Source organism: Pseudomonas sp. 008 (assembly GCF_016861935.1).
GTDB lineage: Bacteria > Pseudomonadota > Gammaproteobacteria > Pseudomonadales > Pseudomonadaceae > Aquipseudomonas.
In genome coordinates, this window is record NZ_BOMA01000003.1 from 71,550 (window position 1) to 97,431 (window position 25,882).

23 protein-coding genes and 3 pseudogenes are annotated in these 25,882 nt (G+C 59.6%); 18 read left to right on the top strand and 8 right to left on the bottom strand.

Annotated elements, in window-relative coordinates; all coding sequences use genetic code 11:
- The first annotated feature begins 82 nt into the window (after positions 1-82).
- Positions 83-442, top strand: coding sequence for a hypothetical protein (locus JUI81_RS07565; RefSeq protein WP_032831217.1), 360 nt, complete (start codon positions 83-85; stop codon positions 440-442).
- A 274-nt stretch (positions 443-716) separates the two neighbouring features.
- The gene (locus JUI81_RS07570) at positions 717-1,196 is read left to right on the top strand and encodes a VOC family protein (protein WP_019580216.1); all 480 of its coding nucleotides are present in this window, start codon (positions 717-719) and stop codon (positions 1,194-1,196) included.
- 77 nt (positions 1,197-1,273) lie between these two features.
- On the opposite strand, the gene JUI81_RS07575 is transcribed toward JUI81_RS07570, so the two are convergent.
- Positions 1,274-2,848 carry a winged helix-turn-helix domain-containing protein gene (locus tag JUI81_RS07575; RefSeq protein WP_019580215.1) on the bottom strand — a complete coding sequence of 525 codons (1,575 nt, stop codon included), beginning with the start codon at positions 2,846-2,848 and terminating at the stop codon, positions 1,274-1,276.
- A gap of 226 nt (positions 2,849-3,074) precedes the next feature.
- Here JUI81_RS07575 and JUI81_RS07580 point away from each other — a divergent pair, with 226 nt between their 5' ends.
- From JUI81_RS07580 to JUI81_RS07610, 7 genes are all read left to right on the top strand, one after another.
- The gene (locus tag JUI81_RS07580) at positions 3,075-3,824 is read left to right on the top strand and encodes an SDR family oxidoreductase (protein WP_204124032.1); all 750 of its coding nucleotides are present in this window, start codon (positions 3,075-3,077) and stop codon (positions 3,822-3,824) included.
- A gap of 72 nt (positions 3,825-3,896) precedes the next feature.
- Positions 3,897-4,376, top strand: a complete 480-nt coding sequence (locus JUI81_RS07585; protein WP_018930043.1) for a carboxymuconolactone decarboxylase family protein — start codon at positions 3,897-3,899, stop codon at positions 4,374-4,376.
- Positions 4,377-4,575: 199 nt separating this feature from the next.
- The gene (locus tag JUI81_RS07590) at positions 4,576-4,977 is read left to right on the top strand and encodes a cupin domain-containing protein (RefSeq protein ID WP_028941363.1); all 402 of its coding nucleotides are present in this window, start codon (positions 4,576-4,578) and stop codon (positions 4,975-4,977) included.
- A 115-nt stretch (positions 4,978-5,092) separates the two neighbouring features.
- A complete protein-coding gene (locus tag JUI81_RS07595; RefSeq protein WP_204124033.1) occupies positions 5,093-6,619 on the top strand; it encodes an efflux transporter outer membrane subunit in 1,527 nt (508 codons plus the stop codon).
- 71 nt (positions 6,620-6,690) lie between these two features.
- Positions 6,691-8,187, top strand: coding sequence for an MFS transporter (locus JUI81_RS07600; RefSeq protein WP_204124034.1), 1,497 nt, complete (start codon positions 6,691-6,693; stop codon positions 8,185-8,187).
- 6 nt (positions 8,188-8,193) lie between these two features.
- Entirely contained in the window at positions 8,194-9,225 is a 1,032-nt protein-coding gene (locus tag JUI81_RS07605; RefSeq protein WP_111455118.1) for an HlyD family secretion protein, read from the top strand.
- 55 nt (positions 9,226-9,280) lie between these two features.
- The gene (locus JUI81_RS07610; protein WP_096479968.1) at positions 9,281-9,592 is read left to right on the top strand and encodes a hypothetical protein; all 312 of its coding nucleotides are present in this window, start codon (positions 9,281-9,283) and stop codon (positions 9,590-9,592) included.
- Between the two features lie 5 nt (positions 9,593-9,597).
- Here the strand turns inward: JUI81_RS07610 and JUI81_RS07615 are convergent, their stop codons facing one another.
- The 3 genes from JUI81_RS07615 to JUI81_RS07625 form a co-directional block, all read right to left on the bottom strand.
- A complete protein-coding gene (locus tag JUI81_RS07615) occupies positions 9,598-10,131 on the bottom strand; it encodes a hypothetical protein (protein WP_096479967.1) in 534 nt (177 codons plus the stop codon).
- An 81-nt stretch (positions 10,132-10,212) separates the two neighbouring features.
- Positions 10,213-11,016 (bottom strand): putative hydro-lyase, encoded by an 804-nt coding sequence (locus tag JUI81_RS07620; RefSeq protein WP_026286717.1) that lies wholly within the window; start codon positions 11,014-11,016, stop codon positions 10,213-10,215.
- Positions 11,017-11,107: 91 nt separating this feature from the next.
- Positions 11,108-12,055: a LysR family transcriptional regulator gene (locus JUI81_RS07625; protein WP_018930034.1), complete on the bottom strand. Its 948-nt coding sequence runs from the start codon at positions 12,053-12,055 to the stop codon at positions 11,108-11,110.
- A 284-nt stretch (positions 12,056-12,339) separates the two neighbouring features.
- Between JUI81_RS07625 and JUI81_RS07630 the strand changes: the two genes are divergently transcribed.
- Positions 12,340-13,635, top strand: coding sequence for an MFS transporter (locus tag JUI81_RS07630; RefSeq protein WP_019580207.1), 1,296 nt, complete (start codon positions 12,340-12,342; stop codon positions 13,633-13,635).
- 120 nt (positions 13,636-13,755) lie between these two features.
- Positions 13,756-15,002: pseudogene (locus JUI81_RS07635) on the top strand (OprD family porin).
- A 133-nt stretch (positions 15,003-15,135) separates the two neighbouring features.
- On the opposite strand, the gene JUI81_RS07640 reads toward JUI81_RS07635, so the two are convergent.
- The gene (locus JUI81_RS07640) at positions 15,136-16,032 is read right to left on the bottom strand and encodes a LysR family transcriptional regulator (RefSeq protein WP_204124035.1); all 897 of its coding nucleotides are present in this window, start codon (positions 16,030-16,032) and stop codon (positions 15,136-15,138) included.
- A gap of 99 nt (positions 16,033-16,131) precedes the next feature.
- On the opposite strand from JUI81_RS07640, the gene JUI81_RS07645 reads away from it, so the two are divergent.
- The 5 genes from JUI81_RS07645 (at position 16,132) to JUI81_RS07665 (ending at position 21,602) form a co-directional block, all read left to right on the top strand.
- The gene (locus JUI81_RS07645; RefSeq protein ID WP_019580204.1) at positions 16,132-16,794 is read left to right on the top strand and encodes an NADPH-dependent F420 reductase; all 663 of its coding nucleotides are present in this window, start codon (positions 16,132-16,134) and stop codon (positions 16,792-16,794) included.
- Between the two features lie 437 nt (positions 16,795-17,231).
- Entirely contained in the window at positions 17,232-18,083 is an 852-nt protein-coding gene (locus JUI81_RS07650; protein WP_019580203.1) for a helix-turn-helix domain-containing protein, read from the top strand.
- 338 nt (positions 18,084-18,421) lie between these two features.
- Positions 18,422-20,707 (top strand): TonB-dependent siderophore receptor, encoded by a 2,286-nt coding sequence (locus JUI81_RS07655; RefSeq protein ID WP_019580202.1) that lies wholly within the window; start codon positions 18,422-18,424, stop codon positions 20,705-20,707.
- 69 nt (positions 20,708-20,776) lie between these two features.
- A complete protein-coding gene (locus tag JUI81_RS07660) occupies positions 20,777-21,223 on the top strand; it encodes a hypothetical protein (protein ID WP_231380620.1) in 447 nt (148 codons plus the stop codon).
- Positions 21,210-21,602, top strand: a complete 393-nt coding sequence (locus JUI81_RS07665) for a hypothetical protein (RefSeq protein ID WP_019580200.1) — start codon at positions 21,210-21,212, stop codon at positions 21,600-21,602. The genes JUI81_RS07660 and JUI81_RS07665 overlap by 14 nt, the downstream gene beginning before the upstream one ends.
- Positions 21,603-21,963: 361 nt before the next feature.
- Here JUI81_RS07665 and JUI81_RS07670 read toward each other — a convergent pair whose 3' ends face one another.
- Entirely contained in the window at positions 21,964-23,244 is a 1,281-nt protein-coding gene (locus JUI81_RS07670) for an HAD family hydrolase (RefSeq protein ID WP_018925648.1), read from the bottom strand.
- Positions 23,245-23,467: 223 nt separating this feature from the next.
- Between JUI81_RS07670 and JUI81_RS07675 the strand changes: the two genes are divergently transcribed.
- Positions 23,468-24,280, top strand: coding sequence for a DeoR/GlpR family DNA-binding transcription regulator (locus tag JUI81_RS07675; RefSeq protein ID WP_230175050.1), 813 nt, complete (start codon positions 23,468-23,470; stop codon positions 24,278-24,280).
- Positions 24,281-24,537: 257 nt separating this feature from the next.
- Here JUI81_RS07675 and JUI81_RS07680 read toward each other — a convergent pair.
- Positions 24,538-25,029, bottom strand: a pseudogene (locus JUI81_RS07680) (LysR substrate-binding domain-containing protein); the annotation flags it as partial.
- Between JUI81_RS07680 and JUI81_RS07685 the strand changes: the two are divergent.
- A pseudogene (locus tag JUI81_RS07685) lies at positions 25,027-25,401 on the top strand (NADPH-dependent F420 reductase); the annotation flags it as partial. The pseudogenes JUI81_RS07680 and JUI81_RS07685 overlap by 3 nt on opposite strands.
- Before the next feature lie 151 nt (positions 25,402-25,552).
- Here JUI81_RS07685 and JUI81_RS07690 read toward each other — a convergent pair.
- The gene (locus JUI81_RS07690; RefSeq protein WP_018925645.1) at positions 25,553-25,828 is read right to left on the bottom strand and encodes a DUF2798 domain-containing protein; all 276 of its coding nucleotides are present in this window, start codon (positions 25,826-25,828) and stop codon (positions 25,553-25,555) included.
- Positions 25,829-25,882: the final 54 nt, after the last annotated feature.

Here is a 25,882-nt window from a genome sequence, read left to right on the forward strand (position 1 = left end):
TCCCCTCGATAGGTCTCGCACTTACCGCGACAAGAGACGCGACATGGCATGTCACCTAATGAGAGAGTCTCAGGATAGCGCCATGAAAGTTCTATGCCCTGGCTGTGGTTATATCGCAGACAAACTTCCGCCAACCCATAAGTGCCCTAAATGCGGCGAATTCTCCATCGACTGGCTGATTTATGACTGGGAAAGCTTTGCTTTAATCAATCGCCAACACATTAAATACAACCTTATAATCATTGGCATAGTTCTAATAAATTTACTTGCAGCGGTCACCTTGAAATCAACAGATGCATTTCAATGGCTGTTCAACTTGTTATTTATCCCAGCAATGATCAGCTTGCTTTATTGTCGAAGGCAGCTTGGAAGAAAGTCGGAGTATAAAGGACATAAAGGCGGGGCTATGCTCCCCTGGTTTATCGGTTTCGGGGGACTCTAAAGCGGCTAAAAAATCATATATGGGCTCTCCCCACAAGTGATGAGTAATGCATTTCCAATCCTGTCGTCAGGCGCCTTTTTCATTAGCCGTATCGGGCACTGTCCGATACTGAAAACCGGTAAAAAAATACTTGTCCTGCTGCGCCCACAACCATCCTCAGACATAACCCCACCTCATATATGCCGCTCGGTTCTGCCCTGTAGCGTAGATCAGGAATATGCGGTCGCCTGCACTGCTAAAATCCACGTACCTGTCCCAACCCTGGAGAACCAAGATGATCAGCAAGAACACGATTTGTCTCTGGTATGACGGCACTGCGCTGGACGCTGCGACGTTCTACGCCGAGACGTTTCCGGACAGCGCCGTGGGAGCTGTCCTTCGTGCGCCTGGCGACTACCCGGCGGGTAAACAGGGCGATGTCTTGACGGTGGAGTTCACCGTGATGGGCATCCCTTGTCTTGGGCTGAACGGAGGGCCGGGGGTCAAGCACAACGAGGCTTTTTCGTTCCAGGTTGCGACTGACGACCAGGCCGAAACCGACCGCTTGTGGAACGCGATTGTCGGCAACGGTGGTCAGGAAAATGTATGCGGCTGGTGCCAGGACAAGTGGGGGCTGTCGTGGCAGATCACGCCACGCGTCCTCAGCGCCGCGATAGCCAATCCTGATCGAGCGGCGGCCAAGCGCGCGTTCGACGCCATGATGGGGATGGGCAAGATCGACATCGCTGCGATCGAAGCGGCTCTGAAGCGTTAACCCGCGTTGGGCGTTTGGATATGTCGATTCTGGTTGCTCCAGACGCCTCTCCGCGCTCAGTGAACAGGCGGCGCCCCTTATTCCGGCAGTCCCGCTATGCGTAGACCGTCCACCAGCGTGGCGAGATTCTCCGGCCGGTGGATCGGTAGCCAATCAGAGATAGTGCTGAGGCACAACGTAGGATCGAGCTTGCGCAAATGGTCCATTGCACGCTGCGCTTCGGCCATCCGTCCGGCAAGCGCATGGCTCGCTGCGAGGATGGCGACGGCCAACAGAAAATCTGGCAAATCCCGAAGTGCTTTCTCTGCCCATGACGACGCCGTATCGAAGCGCCCCACGAAGAGATTCGCGACTGCCATTCCGGCTTGCATTCTATACAGCTCCGGGTCGAGGGGGCTGAACCGCATGGCGTGCGTAAAGTACTCGATGGCTGCATCGGTTTCGCCGTGCCAGAGCCTGAGGAACGCGCCGAGGAACCACGCGGCGGCGAGGTTCGGATTGAGCACGAGTGCCTTGTCCAGCAATGCAATGCCACCCCGCAGGTCGCCGGCAAGATAGCCAAGCGTATGGCCGCTTCTGGTGAGAGCGACCGCATCGCCCTTGTCCAACTCCACTGCCCGGCGAGCGAGTCGGATACCCTCCGCGACCTCCCGTGGGTGATCAGTCATCCAGCGATTGGCTTTGCGCCAACTATGACACCAGGCCGCCATCGCATAGGCCGATGCAAAATCCGGGTCGAACTCTATGGCCCTATGGAAGAGCGGCAGCGCCTGGTCGATGGCCTCCCGGGTGCCATGATGAAGCTTGGCCATTGCCCGCAGGTAATAATCGTAGGCGTCGAGGCTTTCGGTGGGCGTGTGCCTCGCACGTTCGATCTCCGCTCGCTCAAGCTGTGGCGCGATCGCGCCGACCACGCTCTCGGTAATCTGGTCCTGCAGTTCGAAAATGTCCCCCAACACACCTTCGAAACGACCCGCCCAATGGTGAGCCCCGGTTGTCGCATCGATCAACTGGGCCGTGATGCGCACGCGATTGTTGGCTTTGCGCCAACTGCCCTCCAGTACATAGCGAACGCCCAGTTCGCGACCGACTTGTTTCACGTCCACCGTGCGGGTCTTGTAGGTAAAACTCGAGTTGCGCGCGACGACAAACAGCCAGCGATACTGCGACAGCGCCGCGATGATGTCCCCTACCACGCCGTCGGCCAGGTAGTCCTGCTCTTCGTCCCCGCTCAAGTTCACGAACGGCAAGACCGCGATGGACGGTTTGGCCGGCAGCGCCGGCTCGGATGCAGAGGCTTGAACCGAGGGGGCGGATTCGGTGCCTGGAAGGCCAACGCAATCCAGCGACTTGACGTCGGCGACGAACCGGAATCCCTTGCGGGCCACCGTTCGAATCACACGCTGCTGCTGACCGTTGTCACCGACTGCCTTGCGCACCGCATTGATGTGGCTGGCCAGGGTCGACTCGGAGACGATTCGGCCGGTCCATATCGCATTGATCAGGTCGTCCCGGCTGACGACGTGCTCGCGGTTCTGCGCCAGGTAAACCAGCAGGTCGAAAACCTGGGGCGCAGTGGCAACGACCTGGGAGGCCCGAAGGAGTTCTCGCCGGTCCAGGTCAAGCACGCAGTCATCAAACACCAATAGCATTCAGGGCTCCTGTCCCGTACTCACGCGTCGGGCACATGCCCGTGGTTACCGGCCGACGATTGGCGGCCAGGCGACGTGATTTATAACACGGGTTCCTGGACAAATAGCCAAGCCAAATTCAATGGAAACCCAAGGCTTCGACAAAGTATCGCGCCCGGCTGGCGAGCATGCTCCCTACATCGATCACTGCAACGAATTTGATCGACACCCAACCGAGGAGCGGGACATGAAAATTGTCGTTATTGGCGGTAGCGGACTGATCGGGTCAAACATTGTCAGCAGGCTACGTCTCTATGGACACGAGACGGTGGCAGCCTCGCCACGTACGGGCGTGAACACCCTCACTGGCGAGGGGCTGGCCGAAGCGCTTGCCGGTGCCCAGGTCGTCGTCGATGTGGCGAACTCTCCCTCATTTGAAGACCGGGCCGTCATGGAGTTCTTTCAAACGTCCGGTCGAAACCTGCTTGCAGCCGAAGCGGCCGCTGGGGTGGAGCACCATGTCGCGCTCTCTGTCGTAGGCCCCGATCGTCTTCCGCAAAGCGGTTACTTCCGGGCAAAAGTCGCCCAGGAAGAGTTGATCAAGGCGTCGAAGATCCCCTACACCATCCTGCGTTCGACGCAGTTCTTCGAGTTCATCGAAGGCATTGTCAATTCGGGTGCCGACGGCGACACGATTCGCCTCTCGCCTGCCCTTATCCAGCCCATCGCATCGGATGACGTCTCGGCGGTGCTGGCCGATCTTGCGGTCGGGGCACCGGTCAATGGCATGGTCGAGGTGGGCGGACCGGATCGTTTCCCTCTCGACGAACTGGCGCGCAAGTTTCTTGCCGCGCACCACGACAAACGGCAGGTCATCGCCGACGTACATGCGCGCTACTTCGGCGATGAGTTGAATGATCGATCCCTGGTCGCGGGCGACGACGCGCACATCGGTCCGACACGCTTCCTGAACTGGCTCAGCCGCACATCGGCTTAAGGACCGCGCCAGTCAGCCAGGCAGGACGCTATCGAATCTCCACCTACGTATTTCTCACACAGAGGATTCACCATGACCCAGCGCATCGATTACCAGAAGCAATCCCCCGAGCTGTTCAAGAAGTTCGTCGAGTTCAGCCTTGCCTTCAAGCAATGCGCCATCGAGGAGTCGCTGCGCGATCTCGTGGATATCAGGGCATCGCAACTCAACGGCTGCGCCTTCTGCGTGGACATGCACGTGAAGGAAGCCACGATCCATGGCGAGCGGCCGCTCAGGATCCACCATGTCGCCATCTGGCGTGAGTCAACGCTGTTCAGCCCACGCGAACGCGCGGCCTTGGCATGGACCGAAATCCTCACCCAGATTCCCGCCCATGGCGTGCCTGATGAGCTCTATGAGCGTGTTCGTATACAACTGTCCGAGAAAGAGCTATCGGACCTGACCTTCCTGATCATGTCGATCAATGCGTGGAATCGCATCAACGTGGGCTTCCAGGTCGTGCCCGGCTCGTACGACAAGGCATTCGGCGTAGACAAGTCCGGCCTGTCCTGACCGCGCACAGTGTGGGAGTGACCTGTGGCGAGGGGGCTTGCCCCCGTTGGGCTGCGAAGCAGACCCAAAATCTCTGACACACCAAAGATCTTGTGAGTGCTACGCACTCAAACGGGGCGATGCGGCGATCCGACAAGCCCCCTCGCCACAGTGACTGACCGACATTAACCCCTGACAGATCGACAACGAGGAACACGCCATGTCCATTTTCAGAACGTTCGCCATAGGGCTTCTGTTGACCACCGGCGCCGCTGGCGCACAGGAGGCATTGCCACCGGCGCAGGTAACACCGCTGATGACCAAAGCACTGGCGGACTATCCCGATAAGGAAGCGGTGATGATCACGGTGGAGTTTCCACCGGGTGGAGGCGATCCCGTGCATCGGCACAATGCACACGGATTCATCTATGTGCTGGAGGGTTCGATTGTGATGGGTGTGCGCGGCGGCGAATCCGTCACGCTGACACCGGGCCAGACCTTCTACGAAGGCCCGGACGACGTCCACACGGTCGGGCGCAACGCCAGTCTCACCAAACCCGCCAAGTTTCTGGTCGTCCTGTTGAAGGACAAGAGCAAGCCCATTTTTACCCCGGTGCACTGACAGCACCGCCCGCACACGCGGCCAGCTGCGTGCTCGGTGACGCCCTACTCGGCCGGCTTCGTCGATTCAACGATGTCGGTCTGGGGTGCGATACCTTCCTCGACAGGACGCTGCAATGACCTCACAACGGCTGCTTTCACAATTACGGCAGTGCGCAATCGCAACCCTAGGCGCAGTTTCGCTGGCCGGCTGCATGGTCGGCCCCGATTTCGTGAAGCCTGAGAATGGTCTTCGCGAAGTGGTGCTGGCGCCCAGACAGGACCACCCAAGCGTCCCCCTGACTTCCGACGCCGCAGTGCCCTCCCAATGGTGGTTGTTGTTCAACGACGCCGTGCTCGCCGAGCTGCAATCACGTGCGCAGGCTGACAACCTTGATCTGCTCATAGCCTCCGAACGCATTGAACAAAGCCGGGCGCAACTGGGCATCGCCTCCTCGCAGTTGCTGCCCAGCGTGGCGGCCAATGCCAGCTACACGCGTGAGGGGCTCAGCGAACATGGCAAGTTCGCCGCCCTGGGAGCGCCTACTGCCCCCGATAATTTCTGGCAACTTGGATTCGATGCCAGTTGGGAGCTAGACCTGTGGGGCCGTGCCCAACGCACGCGCGAAGGTGCTGCAGCGACCCTGGAAGCCACGGTGTATGACCGCGAAGCGGCACGGGTAGCTTTGTCCGCCGAAGTGGCGCGCACCTATTTGCAGTTGCGCGGAATGCAGGCACAACTGGACATTGCACAGCAAAATCTGAGGATTGCCGAACGCACCCTCGGCCTGGCCGAAAGCCGCGAGCGTAACGGCGTCGCGACGCGCTTCGAAACCTCGTCCGCTCGCGCGCAATTGGCGACGATCAAAGCCTTGGTTCCCGAACTGACCCAGCGCCGCAACGCCCTGATGAATGCCCTGGCGTTGTTAATGGGAGAACAGCCACGCGCGCTCGATGCGCAACTGCGTGACACCATGCCCTTGCCTTCGCTGCCGACCCGCGTGCCGGTCGGCGTCTCTTCTGAATTGGCTCACCGGCGACCCGACATCCTGCGCGCCGAAGCCCAGCTGCATGCCGCCACAGCCGCCATCGGTGTGGCCAAGGCTGATTTCTACCCGCGTATCGGCTTGAAAGGAAAAGTCGGCGTGGAAGCTTTTGAAAGCAGCGATCTCGCGAGTTGGGACTCGCGCTTCTTTTCCGTCGGCCCGACGGTTTACCTTCCGATCTTCCAGGGGGGACGGTTGACGCAACGCCTGGCCCTGAACGAATCACGGCAAAAAACCGCCGCGCTGGCTTATCGGCAAACGGTATTGCGAGCCTGGCATGAAGTGGACAACGCCCTGGATGCCTGGGCGGCCCAACAACGCCGGCACGCTGAATTGCTGGATTCGTATGAACAGAACAAGCAAGCACTGCAGTCTGCCGAACGCGGCTATCAGCAAGGCGCTACGGACTATCTGAGCGTACTGACGGCGCAGCTCAATGTGCTTGCCAGCCAAACCAGTCTCAACGACAGCGCGACCAACGCCACGCTCACCGTGGTCAACCTCTACAAGTCGCTGGGTGGCGGTTGGGACCCACAGGCTGGCATCGATCATTCGACGGCACCTCCATCGGTTGCCCTCGCGCCTCCGGTCGTTTCACCTTCGAAGGCCGACCAATGAACGGAGTCGCACTGTCGCCAGCGGACGTCCCTGCTACCACAACGCCCGTGGCCAATCCCTCGATACGCCCAATGGCAGGTCTCGTCGGGATTTTCATCGCAGCCATGATGGCGGGTTTGAACACCCGCGTCGGCGCATTGGCGTTGGCCGATGTACGTGGTGCACTCGGTTTTGGCCTCGACGATGCCTCCTGGCTGACCACCGCGTACAGCGCCGGGGAACTGATTGCCATGCCCTTTGCGGCGTGGTTTGCCATTACCCTTTCGCTGCGGCGCTTCGAGCTGTGGATGCTCGGTTGTTGTGCGCTGTTGGCGGTGATCCTGCCCTTCATCCACGATCTGAACCTGCTGCTGACCTTGCGCTTTGTGCAAGGCATTGCCTGCGGCACGACGATTCCGTTGCTGATGATGGCGGCGCTGAAATTCCTGCCAGCGCCCATCCGGCTGTATGGGCTGGCGCTGTATGCGATGACCGCGACCTTCGCGCCCAATCTCTCGATCTGGCTGGCCGGGTACTGGACGGATGGGCTGTTCGACTGGCGCTGGGTGTACTGGCAGATCATTCCCCTGGCCCTCATCGCCGGATTGTTGGTCGGATGGGGATTGCCGCGGGAGCCCATTCAGATCGCACGCTTTGGGCAAGCCAATTGGTCTGGTATGGCTTGCGGTGTGCCCGCGCTCGGTCTGGTCACCGTTGCACTGGATCAAGGCGTGCGGCTGGACTGGTTTCATTCGCCCTTGATCACGTTATCGCTGGTGGCCGGGCTGGCCCTGCTGGCCGTCTACCTGCTGACTGAGTGGTATCACCCCTCGCCGTTCATCAAATTGCAGATCCTCGGACGCCGCAACCTGGGACTGGGCTGCATTCTGTTCGTCTGCCTGTTGGTGGTGCTGATGTCCAGTTCACTCTTGCCGGCCAGTTATCTCGGCCCTCTGCAGAACTACCGGCCCCTGCAAATGGCCTCGATCGGTTTGATCGTCGCCTTGCCGCAACTGGTCCTGGGGCCCGTCGTGGCGCTGCTGCTGTATCAGAAGCGAGTCGATGCGCGCATCGTGTTCACGTTGGGGTTGTTGTTGATCGCACTGGCATGCTTTTGCGGCGCGCAATTGACCTCCGACTGGAACCGCGAGCAGTTCGTCGTGGTGCAAACGCTGCAAGCCTTCGGCCAGCCAATGGCGGTGGTATCGATGCTGTTTCTGGTCACCAGCGTTGTGCAGCCCCCCGAAGGACCTTATGTGTCCGGCACCATCAACACCCTGCGCGCCTTCGGTTCATTGGCCGGTGCGGCAGTGGTCGGACAGCTGATGACCGTGCGCGGTCGTTTCCATGGGGAAATGCTGCTGGACCATGCGGCCCTGACAGATAACGCCCTGGCGCTTGAGCCGTCCCAATTGATGGACCTCATCGGCCAGCAGTCGCAGGTGCTGTCGATCGCCGACGCCTATCGCGTGCTGGGCATTCTGGCGCTGGTGTTGATTCCTCTGGTGCTGCGGCTGACCTACATCCCCGCACCCGACGTGCGCGCGGCCTCACCCTCTACCTCTCCTTCATCTTCCTCACACGGATAACTCATCATGGCCTTGCCAAAGAAAGCCAGGATCATCAGTGCGGTGCTACTGCTTGCAGTGGCGATCGGCGGTGTTCTCTATCTCAATCGCCCCGAATCCAGCGCATCGACCCAGTCCACGGACGATGCCTACGTCCTCGCCGACTTCACCACGGTTGCACCGCAGGTGTCGGGAACGGTCGACTCAGTGATGGTCGAAGACAACCAGCTGGTCAAGAAAGGCGATCTACTCGCGATCATTGACGACCGTGATTTCGTTGCGACCCTGAACGCGGCGAAGGCCGAGGTCGCCAGTGCCCGGGCCGGCATCGCCAGCCTGCAAGCGCACCTGATTCAGCAGGAAACCGCCATCCGCCAGGCCCAAGCGGCCGTTGCCGCAGACGACGCTGCGCTCAAGCTGGCCAGCGTCAATCAGACCCGTTATCGCAACCTGGCCACCGACGGCTCGGGAACGGTGCAAGCGCGGCAACAGGCCGAAGCGCAATTGAGCATTCAACAGGCCCGTGGGGAAACGAGCCAGGCGGGTTTGCAGGCCGCTCGGCAGCAAGTGGATATCCTGAAAGCTGATCTGGAGAAAGCCAGGGCGGCTCTTGCCCACGCGCAAGCCGCACAAGCCACCGCAGAGCTGAAACTTTCCTATACCCGCATCACTGCGCCGATCGGCGGCACGATCGGGCAGAAATCGGTACGTATCGGTGCCTTCGTCAATGCAGGGAAACCCTTGCTGGCGATTGTTCCGCTCGATGCCGTCTATGTCACGGCCAACTACAGGGAGACGCAACTGGCGCGCGTACAAAAGGGTCAAGCCGTGGATATCGAGGTGGATGCCTTGCCGGGCGAGACGCTGCAAGGAACGGTGGACAGCCTGGGACCGGCCAGCGGAGTCACCTACTCCGCCGTTGCGCCACACAACGCCACTGGCAACTTCACGAAAATCGTTCAGCGCTTGCCGGTGCGCATTCGCATCGATCCCGATCAGCCCGCGGCGGCGAAGCTGCGAGTCGGCATGTCCGTGACACCGAAAATCCGTATCCGGTGATATGACGCCGGCGTGTCTCGTTACAATGCTCCAAAAGCTACTCCCAAGAATGAGAATGACCTTGCAGAGCCTAACCCCGACACCCGCCCTCACCGCCCGCGAAGTCTGCCAACGCCTACGAGACGCCGCCCTGGAAGTCCTCCCGTTGCGGCGCCTCCACGAACCGTGTGAACCCGGTCAGGTACAGGTCGATATCGAAGGCTGGCATCTGACCCTCGACTTCGACGGCAACCGCTTGCACCACTGCCAACACTGCCGGAGTCCGGACGGTCGCGAGGGAACACTCCAGGCCTGGCGTTACGGCACTGACCCGGTCAGTTTACTGAGCACCTGGGAGTTGGCGCAGGTTGAGCGACTATTGAGCTAGCGCGATCAGCCCTGCTTCACGTAATGGATCACCTCTTCAAGCGTGTCTATGTCTGGAGCATTGCTCACTAACGCTTGCGGGCAGCACCATGGGTAATCCAGATGCGATAGCCACTCCATGATGCAGTGCAGATCAGTCGCTGGCAGGGTTTTCATGTGCTCAATGGTGATAGTGAGCCTCTGGACAAGTCCCGACTCGGGGCTGAACTGCCATTCATACAGACCGCAACCGACCCGGGCGTCGCCGGAGTGCTTGTCGGACATGCCGACCAGCCATTTGCACTGGAAGGTTTTGGCCTGCGGTTCAGGCGGGTGTCCCAGGCAGAAGGTATAGACGTTTTCGAAGGTCTGGCCGAACCGCCTGACCAGCACATCACCGATAGGCCCAAGGCCTTCGACGTGGGGTGGAAACGAGATGGATCCGGTGTGCACGACCATGTCCAGTATCGCGTCCGGCGCAAAGGCCTGGTCTAACAAATGTGGACGGTTGCCGTCCTTGGCTTTGATGTACTGTCGAATCGATAGTTGAGCAGTGTTCATTGTTTGTCCGTCGTATCCATTCTTGGTTGAGAGCCGCCTCATGCGCGGCTCACATGACTATTACACAGACCCCGTACGCCTTTATAAAGCGCTATTCCACAAATCCGTCACCAGCATGCAACCGGGCGCATGGGTGATGCACAGCGGCGGACGTGAAGCTTGCACCACCGATTGCGGGGTCACGCCGCAGGCCCAGAACACCGGGATTTCGTCGGCCTCGATCGGTACGGCATCGCCGTAGTCCGGGCTGCTTAGCGAATGAATGCCGATCAGCGCCGGATCACCGATGTGTACGGGCGCCCCATGGACATTGGGCATGCGTGCGGTGATCTGAATCGCCTGGATCGCCGCGGCGGCTTTCATCGGGCGCATGCTCACCACCATTTTGCCAGACAGGCGAGCGGTGGAGCGTGTGTCGATGTTGGTCCGGAACATTGCGACATTGCGCCCCAGATCTATGTGCCTGAGGCGGATACCAGCCTCAAGCAGGGGTTGTTCAAAAGAGAACGAGCAGCCGAGGGCAAAGGCGACCATGTCGTCCTGCCACAAATGCTCGATATCCGACGGTTCTTCGCTCAACTCGCCATGGCGATAGACCCTGTATCGGGGCACGTCATGGCGGATATCAATGGCCGTCCCGAGATTACGAAAATGCGGATCACCCGGCTCGGTAACGTCGAGCACCGGACACGCCTGTCGATTGAGTGTGCAATACCGGAGAAATTCGTTAGCCCAATCATTGGGCAGAATCACGATATTGGCTTGCACCCGACCTTGGGCCAGACCGCTGGTGTGGTCCCGATATTGCCCGGCGGCGATGCTTTGGCGCAGGGCCAGAGGGGAACGCTGCTGCAATTGCTCAAAGGACAGGACTGACTGATTCATCACGGCATCTCTTCAGGTTCGATGACTCTTTTTAGAAAACCATGACGACGCCGTCCAACTAGGAATGTTGTTACCCCCGAACAACTAATAGTTATTCAAGGGGCTGTCGACTGTTGAGACCGGGCGTTGGAACCATTCGAAGCGGGCCGACATCCTCAGCGTATTGGCAAACCACTTGGCGGCTCATGTTTACGATGCTCTCGATCAATTCCAGGCCGACCCCGGCGCGCCACGAAGCCACGACATCCAATTGCGGCAAGCTTGTGCCCGGTTCCAGCTGAATCAGCTCGCCACTGGCCAAGGGCTTAGCCACTAATGCGGCCGGTAATGCGCCAATACCGAAGCCGTCTCGAATCAACCGGGTCATGGCCGAAACAGAGTTGACGCAACTGACTCGCGGCGTACTGATGCCATGGGCGTGCAGAAGGTTGAGTACATCCTGATGAGGTCGTGAGTTTTTAACGAAGGTGATGATGCGCTCACTGGCCAACTCGGCAAGGGAGGCAAAGGGTCGGGCATAGATCGAGTTGCTGGCGGCGATCCAGTGCATGGGATAGTGCGCCAGTTCGAGATTACGTACGCTTTCGTGGCGGATCAGGTCAGTCTGGAAAACGATGTCCAGATAGCCCTTTTGCAACTGGTCGCACAGGTTGCGCGCGGCGTCGGCGTTGATCTCGATTTCCACGGTGGGGAAAGTCTGCATCAAGGTCGACATGAACGGGCTGAGCCAGGTGTGGATCACCGTATCCATCACGCCGATACGCACCAGGCCCTGCTGCTGGCTGGTGTTGTCCAGCGAGTGCTTCAACGCTCGCTGAACCTCAAGCATCTGCTCGGCATAGTCGAGCACTTTCACACCTTCGGGTGTTAGCGACACCCCACGCGAATCACGCACGAACAAGCGCAGGCCCAACTCCTCTTCCAGCGAGGCAATCCGGCTGGAGATAGCGGCCTGAGTGCTGAACATTTTCTCCGCGGTCAGGCTGAAGCTTTGCAGTCGGGCAACCCAGACGAAGGTTTCGAGAAATTTGAGGTTCATGGCGACTCTCGTGGCTTTCGCAGCTTTTGTATGTGGGAGTGCGGACACTGCTCTCCCACAGGGAAACATGTTCGGCACCTGGCAATTGTTACTCCAGAAGCCGTCGCGCAGGTATCAAATTTTCTTATGTGCAACCTCGCTTTTTTCCCGTTTGACGCCATTCTGCCGCGGCGCGAAGAATCCACGCCATGACGCAGCCACTGCGCCTGCCTCCCACGACACCGCCTTCACAAAAAAATAATGAGGCGTGTCCGTCATCTTCGCTTGCTGCCGCAGGAACCCCTATGGAAAAGACCATAATTGACAGCGTGCCTTCAGGCACGGGCCGCGCCGGTCCGTTCAGTTGGTACGGCCCTCTGTCAAAAAATGAAAAACGCACATTCTGGAGCTGCAAAATCGGCTATGCCCTGGACGGCATGGACACTCAGATGCTGAGTTTCGTCATTCCCACACTGATCGCCACCTGGGGCATCTCCAAGGGGGATGCCGGAATGATCGGCACCTGTACGCTGCTGGCCTCGGCGGCAGGCGGGTGGGTTGCCGGGATTTTGTCCGACCGCATCGGCCGGGTACGAACCCTGCAACTGACGGTCCTGTGGTTCGCGTTCTTCACCTTTTTGTGTGGGCTGGCGCAGAACTACGAGCAATTGCTGGTGGCCCGGACGTTGATGGGCTTTGGCTTCGGTGGAGAGTGGACGGCGGGCGCGGTGCTGATCGGCGAAGTGATTCGCTCACAGGATCGGGGCAAGGCGGTAGGCATGGTGCAGGCCGGGTGGGCTCTGGGTTGGGGGCTGACGGCGTTGCTCTATGCCGGATTGTTCAGCTTTCTACCGCCGGAAGAAGCCTGGCGGGCGCTGTTCATGATCGGGTTGGTGCCGGCGTTGTTTGTGCTGGTGATTCGCCGGCTGGTCAAGGAATCGGATACCTTTGAGCACACCCGGCGTGAGCGCAAGGCCAAACCCGAGCAGGATTCGCCGTGGGCGTTCTTCGAAATCTTCGCACCACGGATGCTCAGCACCACCTTGCGTGCGTCGTTGCTGACCACCGGCGCGCTGGGCGGCTACTACGCAATCACCACCTGGTTGCCGACCTACCTGAAAACCGAACGGGGCCTGAGCGTGCTCGGCACCGGGGGATATTTGGCGATGGTTATCGTCGGTTCGTACATTGGTTATGTGACCAGTGCACTGCTGACCGATGCCATCGGTCGCAAGAAGAACTTCATCCTGTTCGCTGTCGGCTCCATGGCGATAGTCCTGGCCTACACCCAGTTGCCCATCGATAACAGCTTGATGCTCTGGCTCGGGTTCCCGCTGGGCTTTTTCGCCTCGGGCATCTTCGCCGGCATGGGGGCTTTTCTCACTGAGTTGTTTCCGACTCGCATGCGTGGTTCGGGCCAGGGCTTCTGCTACAACGCCGGACGCTCCATCGCCGCGCTGTTCCCGTTGTTCATCGGTGCGCTGAGCGACAAGCTGCCAATTGGTACGGGTATCGGAATCTTCGCAGCAGGTGCTTATGGCGTGGTGATTCTGGCGGCGCTGAGTCTGCCGGAAACCCGCGGTCGACAACTCGAGTCCTGAGCCTCGACACGTCTGAGCAAGACTGCTCAGACGTCGCTGATCCACTTCTTATCGACAACATCGGTCGCGAGCGGCAACGCCCCCGAGAGGGTTCGCTCGCGCCTGCAAAAGGAGCATGGCATGAACGATTTCATTTCCACCCAGCGCGTGTACGTCCCGGTTGGCACATTGCTCGGCTTGAGCCTGTTCTGTGCACCGGCTGCCCAGGCGGATTTCATTGCCGACAGTAAAGGCAGTCTCGAAGCGCGCAACTTCTATTTCAATCGCGATTTCCGCCAGGCAGGTTCGCGGGACAAGGCAGAGGAATGGGCGCAGGGTTTCCTGTTGCGGATGGAGTCCGGTTACACCGCCGGCACTCTGGGCTTTGGCCTGGATGCCTTGGGCATGGCCGGTTTCAAACTGGACTCCGGTGGGGGGACGGCGGGCACCAATCTGTTGCCGGCGGATTTGTCCGGTGGCTCCCAGAATAGCTACAGCAAATTGGGCATGACCGCCAAAGTGCGCTTGTCCAACAGCACCCTGAAGCTTGGGACTTTGCAAATCAAGGACCCGGTAGTGAACTCCAATGACACTCGTTTGTTGCCTTGCCGTCAACCTTCAAGGGCGGCATGGTCAATGTGCAGGAAATCGACCGTTTGAAGCTCACAGCCGGTCAACTCACACAGATAAATGTTGTTGACTCCACCAATTATCAGAACATGACCGCCAACCGCATCGGCGGGCAAAGCGACAAGTTCCAGTTTGCCGGGGCTGACTATCAGTTCATGCCAAACCTGACTGCGCAGTACCGCTATGGCACGCTGGAGAATATCTACCAGCAGAACTACCTCGGGCTGGTGCATTTGCTGGACCTGGGCAAGGGCCAGTCGCTCAAGAGCGACGTGCGCTATGCACGCAGTACCGAAGACGGCAGCTTCCGTGAGCTCGACAACAAGGCCTTTGGTGCACTGTTTACCTACAGCCTTGGTGGCCATGCCCTGGGCTTCGGCTACCAACGCATGAGCGGCGACGATCCGTTTCCGTATATTGGGCGCAGCGATCCATTCCTGGTCAACTTCGTGCAGATCGGCGACTTCGCCAACATCGACGAGCATTCCTGGCAAGCACGCTACGACTACAACTTTGCCGCACTCGGTGTGCCGGGGCTGAGTTTTATGACCCGCTACATTTCTGGCGACAATGTGCAACGCGCAGCGCCAGGTGAAGGCAAGGAATGGGAGCGCAACACCGATATCGCTTACGTGGTGCAGGACGGTACGCTGAAAGGGCTGGGCCTCAAATGGCGCAACGCGTCGGTGCGTTCGAACTTCGGTAATGATCTGGATGAGAACCGCTTGATCCTCAGCTACACCCTGGCGCTTTGGTAAATGCCAGTCAGTTAAGGCGCAGCTTCTTTTGCCGGCTAGCTTCAGGTCATGCCTATGAACCCTTGCTACCGCGGAATACACAAGGCCGAGATCAATCACAAGCCAATGCGGCTGAGACAACTCAAAAGCCTGCTCAAGGAGCACCAAAGCGGACGAGCGCAGCCTCGATAAATCGTCGGAGTTTGGCTGTTCTCTGACGATTGGCCGTGTAGAGCAAATGCATTTGTCGGCTCGGTGCTTCGTAATCAGCTAACAGTCGAACCAACTCGCCGCTGCGCAACGCGGGCTCAAGAAAGTCTTCGGGACCAAGGACAATCCCGAACCCGTCCAGCGCTGCCGACAGCAGCGCTTTGCTCTCGTTGACCTGCAATCGACTGGCGACTTGTACCCGTTCAACTGCGGAGCCTTTGCAGAATACCCATTCGCGGTCGGCCGGCCGGGACCAATAGGCATACCCCAGACACTCATGGTTCTTCAGATCATCCGGTATTTGCGGCACTCCGCGGTCGGTCAGGTAGCTCGGTGCCGCACAGGCTACCAACCGATAAGGTGCCAACGGCCTGGCGGTCAAACTGGACGCGGTCAACGGGCCAATTCTGAAAGTCACTTCATAACCCTCCTCCACCAGATCGACGAAGCGATCGGTCAAATGCAAATCGATTTCGACTTCCGGGTGTTGACGCAAAAACTCCGTCACAAAAGGCATGAGGCTATAGGAGCCGAACGTGACGGGAGCACTGATTTTCAGTTTGCCGCGCGGGGTGTCGTTCATGATCTGCGCAAGGGAGTCGGCAGCCTGAGCTTCGCTCAAAATGTGCTTACAGCGTTCGTAGTAAGCACTGCCCAACTCAGTCAGGCTCTGGCGTCGGGTGGTACGGTTCAGTAGCCGCGCACCTAGCCGCTGCTCAAGCGCGGCAACATGCTTGGCCACCATCTGCGCCGACAGGCCCAATCGCTCGGCAGCACTGGCATAGGAGCCGGATTCCGCCGCCATCACAAACGCTCCCATGCTCGTCAGACGATCCATCATTCAACACTCCTGGTAACGAGACTAAGTAGCCGATGATTATTTATCTGCCATTGGTTGGCAATCATCATGGTTTCTTCTTTTTAGCAGCGGAGCAAGGACATGCGTATCGGCATTATTGGGGCAGGCTTCATCGGACGTGCAGTGGCGCAATTGGTCATCGCCGCGGGACACGAGGCGATGCTCAGCAATTCACGTGGGCCACAGACCATGAGCAGCGTGCGCAGTGGCATTCCTGGCAGTCAGGTCGGCACTATCGAGGACGCAGCACAATTTGGCGAAGTTGTACTCGTGGCAATTCCTCTTGAGCATTACCGAAGCGTGCCAGCCAGGTGGCTAGAGGGTAAAACCGTGCTGGATGCCAATAACTACTACCCGGAACGTGACGGTCACATTGCCGCTCTCGACCGATTCGAAACCACCACCAGCCGCTTGCTCGCCGAGCATCTGCCCCACTCCAGCGTGGTCAAGGTGTTCAATGCAATCCTCGCCCAGGACCTGGTGCAGGACGCGCGCCCGAAAGCAGCGCCCGACCGACGCGCACTGCCGATCGCGGCGGATGATCCGGCGGCGAAAGCGCTGGTGATCAAGTTACTGGACGAGATTGGATTCGACGCGGTAGATGCGGGCAGTCTTGATGAAAGCTGGCGATTCGAACGGGCTAAACCCGCCTACTGCATACCGCTGGATAAAGAGGGGCTGAAGGTTGCCTTGGCTGCGGCCCATCGGCAGGTCGAATTGCCCGAGGGATCGTGGCGCCGCTGAATAGCCCACAACCTGCTGGATCGAGAGAAGGCTTGGAGCTGACTGCGGACAGTGTCAGCTTTGGGTTGTGGATTCAACCGATCGACGCAACAGGCAGCATTCGGCCAAAAGCAGCCATTAGCAGGAGACTGCTTTCGTCCAAAAGCCATAACTCGTTTGAACGGTGCCTGGTGCTGGCATAATCCAGGCGTCACGAACCCACTTGATATTGCTCAGTGTGAACTGCCGCTGCAGCACGTATTTGCCCCAAACCTTGGCGGAGGTCTAGACACAAGGATCTTGGAAACAGATGCAGGTCGTGGAGAGAATCGACCTATCCCCTGCCAGGAGGATCCATGCTCCTCTGTGGAGGGATGGCCGGATGTCATTACATTAGTGGCTCGTGATACTTTCCAGCTAGGCCAAGGCCTCCTTTTCTATCCGAGTCTCTACACCTCATGTCGAGCATTGCCGTTACCGATCTGACCTCCACCATGGACGTCGACAACGTCTCGCGGCCGGTTGTGGCTCTGAGTGCCACATTGGTCGCCAAGGACTGGGAAAATGCCACGCATCAGCACCGCAAGGCGCAGCTGATCTACTCGGTTCGCGGCATCCTCAACTGCGAAATCGAAGAAGGCGTCTGGATCGTGCCGCCGCAGTGCGCCTTGTGGATCCCCGGCGACCTGCCCCACTCGGCCTGGGGTTCCGGTGAAGTGGAGTGCTACTGCCTGTTCGTCGAGCAGGATGCCGCGCCGGATCTGCCGACCACCTGCTGCACAATTTCGGTATCGCCGCTGCTGCGCGAGTTGCTGTTCAAGGCGACCGCCGTTCCCGAGCTGTACGCCCCAGGCGGACGGGAGGAACGGCTGCTGGCGGTGTTGCTCGACGAGCTGGTGGCGGCGCCGGTGGAGGACCTGCACCTGCCCATGCCGCGCGACCCACGCTTGCGTCGCCTCGCGGAAATGATCCTAGCGACGCCGGCTGACAAGACGTCGAAGACCGCCTGGGCGACGCGCATAGGTATGAGCGAGCGCAGCATGAGCCGCCTGCTGCTGCAGGAAATTGGCATGAGCTTCGGGCGCTGGCGTCGGCAGCTGCACGTGATCCTGGCGCTGCAACGGCTGACCAAGGGTGACAGCGTGCAAACGGTGGCGCTGGAACTGGGCTACGAAAACGCCAGCGGCTTCGTCACGATGTTTCGCAAGGCGGTGGGCAAGCCGCCGGCTCGCTACCTTTCGGATCGCACCGGCAGCGCGGTGACGACAGCTGCGCCCGGAATCATGCTCCCCGATCCGATCGCCCTCTGATCCAATCCGCCTGTCCTGACGCAAGCCTGCGCTGCTTTATCAAAAAGCCGCGGACTTCAGCGAAGCCCCCACGCACCCGGCAACGCCGCTCGCCCATGAAGACGACCGCGCACAACGGCGACATCGCCGCATGTCACGCCGGCCGTTTCCCCCCTCGTCAGTCCGCCTGGCAAGTCGACCATATTCCGTAATTAACCATAACTATTACTCAAAACGGCCAACGGGAGGGCGCGATCATTATTGGCCGAATCGAATAACAATCTGGCCTGATTTCACCATCATGGCGCATTGCCTTTGTTGTTAAATGCGCCATCTAAATGCAAATGAGTATTGCTTAAATGAACGCTTCATCCATTACAGGGAAGTCTCGCTCGTCTCTTGCTCTGTGCGCCGATTCAGTCGTCTGTCCACCGCTCGCCGGGCACCTCAAAACCGCGCCCTGCAGCGCGCTGGGCTCGGCGATTGCGGCAGCGCTTCTGCTCAGTGCGCCGGGCGCATTTGCCGCCGAGACGGCGCAGCCGCAGAACAAGGCAGCAGACTCCTCCCAGGAGGAAGTGGCCCTGCCGGCAATCAGCGTGACAGGCCAAATGAACAACGCGACCACCGAGGGAACCGGCTCCTACACCACCGGCGAGACGGCAGCGGCGACGCGCCTGCCGATGACGCTGAAGGAAACGCCCCAGGCGGTGACCGTGATCACGCGCCAGCGCATGGACGACCAGCAACTCAGCACGGTGCAGAGCGTGCTGGAGAACACCAACGGTGTCACCGCGCGCCAGGCCGACAGCGAGCGCACCAGCTTCTATTCGCGGGGGTTGCTGATTAACAACGTGCAGTACGACGGCATCCCCACCGTGATCGGCAACACCGTCAACGGCAGCGGCATCAGCGCCCTGGACACCGCATTCTATGACCGTGTCGAGGTGGTGCGTGGCGGCTCAGCCCTGCTGACCGGCACCGGAAACCCTTCGGCCGCCATCAACCTGGTGCGCAAACGGCCGACACCTGAATTCGCCGCATCCGCCTCCCTCGGTGCCGGGAGCTGGGATACCCATCGCGGCATGGGCGACGTCTCCACACCGCTGACCGAGGACGGCCGCATCCGCGCGCGCCTGGTAGGCACCTATCAGGACGGCAACTCGTACCTTGACGGATACAAGCCCGAGCGCAAGGCATTCTACGGCATCGTCGAGGCCGACCTGACCACCGATACCACGGTGAGCCTGGGCTACGACTATCAAGACATCACGCCAAAGGGTGCCACCTGGGGCGGCTTGCCGCTGTGGTACAGCAACGGTTCGCAGATCGATTATTCGCGCTCCAAGAGCTATGGGCAGGACTGGAGCCAATTCGACAACACCCTGAAGACGGCCTTTGCCGAAGTCGAGCACCGCTTCGACAATGGCTGGACGCTCAAGGGCGTGTTCAACCAGTACCGCACCGAAACCGAAGCCGAACTGGTCTCCCTGGGTGGCCGGCCTGACCCCGCCACGGGGCTGGGCGCCTTCCCGTTTGCACTGGCGTCCGAGGGGCGTAGCCGCCAGAACACTTTTGACGTGATGGCCAGCGGCCCCTTCGAAATGCTCGGCCGCCAGCACGATCTGGTGGTCGGAGCGACAAGTTCACGCCGCAAGGCCAGTCAGGACGATGTAGCGCCGTTCTTCGCAGGCTTTACGCCGATCAACATCCATACCCTGAGCCCAGGCACGCCACGGCCCAACTTTGATGCCATACCGCATCTCCCCACCCGCACCGAGGTCAAACAGAGCGGCATCTATAGCGCGGCTCGCTTCTCCCTGGCCGATCCGCTGAAGCTCATCGTCGGCGGGCGCCTGAACTATTACGAGGTCGACGACGACGCCAACGGCAGCACGCTGCACTACAAGAAGAACAACGAATTCACCCCGTACGCCGGACTGGTCTACGACATCGACAGCACCTACTCGGCTTACGTCAGCTACACGGGAATCTTCAACCCGCAAACCGACTTCCGCGACACGACCGGCAACGTGCTCACACCGTCCAAGGGCAAGACCAAGGAAGTCGGCCTCAAGGCCGCCTACCTGGACGGGCGCCTGAATGCTGCCGTGGCGGTGTTCGAGACCACGCTGGACAACGCCGCGCAGCTGGTCCCCGGCGCGTTCACCCCAGGCGGAGCCAATGCCTATACCGGTGCCGATGGCACCAAATCGCGCGGTATCGAGTTCGACCTGCAGGGCGAGCTGGCTAATGGCTGGAACATCTACGCCGGTGTCGCCCACTTCACCGCCGAAGATGGCGATGGCGAGCGCCTGAACGCTCAACTACCGCGCACCACGGCCCAGCTCTTCACCACTTATCGGCTGCCCGGTGCGTGGAACAAGCTGACCCTGGGCACGGGGGTGAAGTGGCAGAGCCGCTTCTACCAGGTGCCGGGCGTCGGCACCAGCACGCTGGGCGGCGAACAGAGCGCCTATGCACTGACCTCGGTGATGGGGCGTTACGCCCTCAGCAAGAACATCGACCTGGGCCTCAACGTCAACAACCTGTTCGACAAGAAGTACGCCTTGCAGAAGGGGGACTTCGACACCGTGACCTATGGCGCCCCGCGCAACCTGATGGCCACGCTGGACTACCGCTACTGATTACTCGCAGGACGCGCTTCGCCGCTGGCGATTCGCGTCCCTACTACCTTGAACATCGAGAACATGCTCATGCCTACCCTAAACCCGGCTGAAGTATTGGCCATACACCACTCGAACAAGGTCACCTTGTTCTGGTTGACGACTACCGTTGGCGCGGTGCTCTTCGTGACCTTCCAATTGTTCTTCTACGTAAACGACTTCGTGAGGGCACAGGGCACGGTTCCGGCGATCACCTTCGAGCCTGGCGTGCTGTGGGTGTTTCCCGCCTTCTATGGTTCCTGGATCGTCACGGTGCTCCTCGCCCTGATCGAAACCCGCAAGACCCAGTGGGCTGTCCTGATCTTCGGCAGCCTGCTTGTCTTGCTCAATACCCTCGGAGGAATCAGTGACGGGCTGCGCGACGGCTGGTACGTCGCCTTCTCGGCGGTATTCTTCATCACCCTGCCCGGCCTGTGCGCCATCGCCGCCAGCTGGCGTCACCTCAACCGCAAAGGAACCCGCCATGCCGATGAATAGCACTGAATTCCCGCTGGTGTGGATGAGTTTCGCTCACGAGCCCGGGCACAATACCCAGAAGGACTTCGACGAGTTCGCAGCCAACCTGCAGCGCGGCGAACCATTCGTGCTGCTCAGCGAAACGCCACCCGGCGATGACCATGAGCACTCACCAGAAGAAAAGAAACGCACCACGTTGTGGATGAAGAAGCACAAGGCGCAACTGCGCAGTATGGTTCTGGCCCTGATCATGGTCGAACCCAGCGCGGCAAAGCGCTTGGGATTCAAGGCATTCGCCGGCCTGTTCGCCAAGGTCTGGGGCTACCCGCTGCTGTTCGCCGCCTCACGCGAGCAGGCCATCGAGATGGCCCACGGACTGCTGCGCAAGACTAACAGGTAGGCGCGCTGAGGGTTGGCTAGCTGAAACGACTCAGTTCGCTACAACTTTACCCTCGGAAACTTCGTCCAGTGATTTGCCGTGAGCTCGCTCTTGCGAAACTGCTTGATAAGCCGCGGTACTTCCGGGTGATTATCAGACATCAGTGCGGTAAGGGTGTGCGACGGGCAGCAAACGGCCAAAAGCGGTCTGTGGGGCGCGCCTCGTAATTCCAGGGCCACTCACAATTTTGACTCGATACGACTGACTCACTCGGGCCGGTAGCGGTAACGACTTTCCGGCGCAGAATCATCATTCCCGCAGGTACAAGGCGAGTTGCACTGCGGGTCGCGGATGGCCGCCGGCCACCCGCGAGCCAGTGCCATCAAGCCAGCAGCTTAAGCTCGTCTTTACCGTACTTGAGCGATTTCTCGTCTGGAATCATCAGGCCAGTGTGCTCGTTGCGCCCCTGCAGGATAAAGCGGGCGTTCGGGGTGCCCAACTGGGTAGCGGCCTGCTGGCTGTCGGCGCCGATCTCGCCCTTCTTCATGCGGTTGACGATCACCCCCACCGCCGTATCGTTGAAGTCGCGCAGCATCCAGGCATCGCCATCGCTGTCGCCAGCCACCAACACCGGGCCATAGCCCTTCTGTTTAACCAGCACGTTCTTGATGCCGACGGTCTTGCCCGGCCCGTAGTTGAAGTGCCAGTCCGGCTGATAGCGAGTGGTGTATTTGCCGCCTTCCATCGCCATGCGCAGGCCGATCACGTTCTCAGGCGGAACGTCGTATCCGTAATGAGGATTGCCCGCGAACACGCGTACCACATCGTCGATCGAGGCGGTGCTGACATAGACGTCGATGCCGTTGGCGCGCAGCGTGTGCATCAGGCCGCGGATTTCCTCATGGATGCGGATGCCATGAAAGTGCGTATCCGCCACCACCCCGGCCTTGCCCGGCAACGTGCGTGAGCTCTCGTACTTGACCTTGCGCAGTGCGTCGCCGATGGCGTAGTTGTTGGAAGCCTCGGCCATCGCCTGCAACTCAGCCGTGGTCATGTTCTTGTAGAAATACAGAATCCACTTATAGCCGATCTCCACCGGGTAACTGTCGCAGATCGCGTCGTACATAAAGTAGAGCTTGGCGAGAAAATCCTTGTACTGCTCGCTGGCCTGAATCTCTTCCAGGCTCTTGTCGCCGGCGAGCCCCTTGTAGTTGGCGTGCAACCAGCGGTAATCCGCTTCTACGTCGCTGGCGATGTCTTCCATCTTGACCGGCTTGCCGTCCACCGTGGTGTAGTCCTTCATGAACGCGCCGTTCGGCACGTCCTGACGCACCACCTCAGCGAACTCATCGGGCGTCAGCTTGTACTGCAGATGATTGATCTGGTAGACCAGCAGCGCTTCTTCGCAGTCGTTCATGATGCAGGTGTTGTCCCAGTCGAACACCGCGTACGGGCGCTGGTCAGGGCGGTAGGACGCGCTCTTGACGCCGTGCTCATCGATCACCGCCTGCAGACGCTTTTGGTTGAGCGGCGACCAGCGCGCCGGGTCCAGCGCACTTGGTGTGGCCGGGGGCGTGGCGGCTTGCGTTATGCGGGATGACAACAACAGCGGACTGACAACGGAAACGGTGGCGAGGGTGTTCAGAAACTGGCGACGCTGCATGGCATAGCTCCTACTTCTAAATGAGAGGTTACAACCGAGGCGATGGCGAAAGCGTGTTTCGAAATGCGGACGAGGGGGAAGAAACCGTCCGGCCACGAGGCTAGCTCCAAATACACAAAAAAACAATAATGCCTCAATATCACACAAACATGACGCGCAGGCTGCGCCAGCCCAATGATCACGAGGCCGCGCCAAACTTGACAGCGACTGACGCCTCTCCACAATGCGTGCTCGGACAGCGACTCGAACAGCAGGGACACCCGGTATGTGGCAAGAAGAGCGTTACCAGCGGATCCGCGCACTACTATCGACTTTGCAGCGCGTCACCACCGACCGCATCGTCACGGAGCTGAACGTTTCACGCGAGACGGTGCGACGCGACCTGGTCGCTCTGGAAGAACAGGGGGAGTTGAAGCGGATACACGGCGGCGCCATCCGCGTTGAAGACGAAGCGCCCATCGCCGAGCGGGCGAACATCAACGTCAAATTCAAACGTGACCTCGCGCGCGCAGCGGTCAGTCTGCTGTCGCACGGACAGACTGTGTTTATCGACGCGGGCACCACCACCGTCATCCTCGCCGAAGAGCTGGCCAAGCTGGGAGGGCTGACCGTGATCACCAACTCGTTCAACGTGGCGTTGCAATTGCGTAATCCCGCTGTGCCAGGCGGCCAGTACAACGAGGTGATCGTACTGGGCGGTTCGCTCGGCGACCGTGCTCCCGCTACGGTTGGCGGCACCACGGTGGCGGAAATTGGCCGCTATCGGGCCGACCTCGCGCTGTTATCGCCCGTCGGCATCGACGCCCAGCGCGGTGCCAGCAACTACGACCACCGCGAAGCCGAAGTGGCGCGCGCCATGGCCGACAATGCCGAAGGCGTGGTCATCCTCGCCGACTACAGCAAGATCGGCGTGGAGAGCCGCGTCGCTTTCTGCCCGCCAGAACGCATCGACGTGCTTATCACCAACCACAAGGCCAGTACCGAAGCGGCGTTCGCCGCACTGAACGCCAAGCTCAAACGTATTGTCCTGGCGTAGCAGTGGCTCGGCGGTTGCAACAGGCATTGACGCAGCGTGATGCTCTAGTGCGGCGCAACCGGGTAGATCTTGCACGACGCGACTCTCGGCGCGGGCAAACTGACCGTAACTGCATTGGCTGCGATCGCTTGCAATGGGTCGTTTACTGCCCTTGGCGACAGGCAACAATCGGCCCAACAACAGCCAGTCAATGAAGCAGTGGCCTGCGACCGCGATCAATCACAATTCAATGCGGCTGAGACAACTCAAAAGCCTGCTCAAGGAGCACCAAAGCGGACGAGCGCAGCCTCGATAAATCGTCGGAGTTTGGCTGTTCTCTGACGATTGGCCGTGTAGAGCAAATGCATTTGTCGGCTTGGTGCTTCGTAATCAGCTAACAGTCGAACCAACTCACCGCTGCGCAACGCGGGCTCAAGAAAGTCTTCGGGACCAAGGATAATCCCGAACCCGTCCAGCGCTGCCGACAGCAGTGCTTTGCTCTCGTTGACCTGCAATCGACTGACGACTTGTACCCGTTCAACTGCGGGGCCTTTGCAGAATACCCATTCGCGGTCGGCCGGCCGGGACCAATAGGCATACCCCAGACACTCATGGTTCTTCAGATCATCCGGTATTTGCGGCACTCCGCGGTCGGTCAGGTAGCTCGGTGCCGCACAGGCTACCAACCGATAAGGCGCCAACGGCCTGGCGGTCAAACTGGACGCGGTCAACGGGCCAATTCTGAAAGTCACTTCATAACCCTCCTCTACATTGCCGCTCTCGACCGATTCGAAACCACCACCAGCCGCTTGCTCGCCGAGCATCTGCCCCACTCCAGCGTGGTCAAGGTGTTCAATGCAATCCTCGCCAAGGACCTGGTGCAGGACGCGCGCCCGAAAGCAGCGCCCGACCGACGCGCACTGCCGATCGCGGCGGATGATCCGGCGGCGAAAGCGCTGGTGATCAAGTTGTTGGACGAGATTGGATTCGACGCGGTAGATGCGGGCAGTCTTGATGAAAGCTGGCGATTCGAACGGGCTAAACCCGCCTACTGCATACCGCTGGATAAAGAGGGGCTGAAGGTTGCCTTGGCTGCGGCGCATCGGCAGGTCGAATTGCCCGAGGGGTCGTGGCGCCGCTGAATAGCCCACAACCTGCTGGATCGAGAGAAGGCTTGGAGCTGACTGCGGACAGTGTCAGCTTTAGGTCGACTCCGACCTGTGACGGCCGGCAACAGTCGACCCAATAGGGTTGTCCACAACGCCCCATCAATTGGGCCGCAAGCGGTCGCCCTTAACGATGTGGGTGTACAGTCAAAGACACCAGTTTGAGCACAATGGGGCGAACGACGAGTATGCACAGGAATGCCACTGGCATGGCCAATTTATAGGCGTGCAGCGCATTACTTAGGTAATCATTCTCAATACCGGAATTTGCCGCAGTGATCACGAATGACATCAAGAGCGCCATGATGGTGGCCATATACAGTGCGAAAACATAAGGCGTAGCGCGAACCGAGAGCTTGCGTTGGTTGAAAAATAGAGCTTTAGAGGATGTTTTTGGATTCATATCAGACCTTTTTGATCTTCGAGTGGTAGGTGATGAACACCATAGCAAGATCAA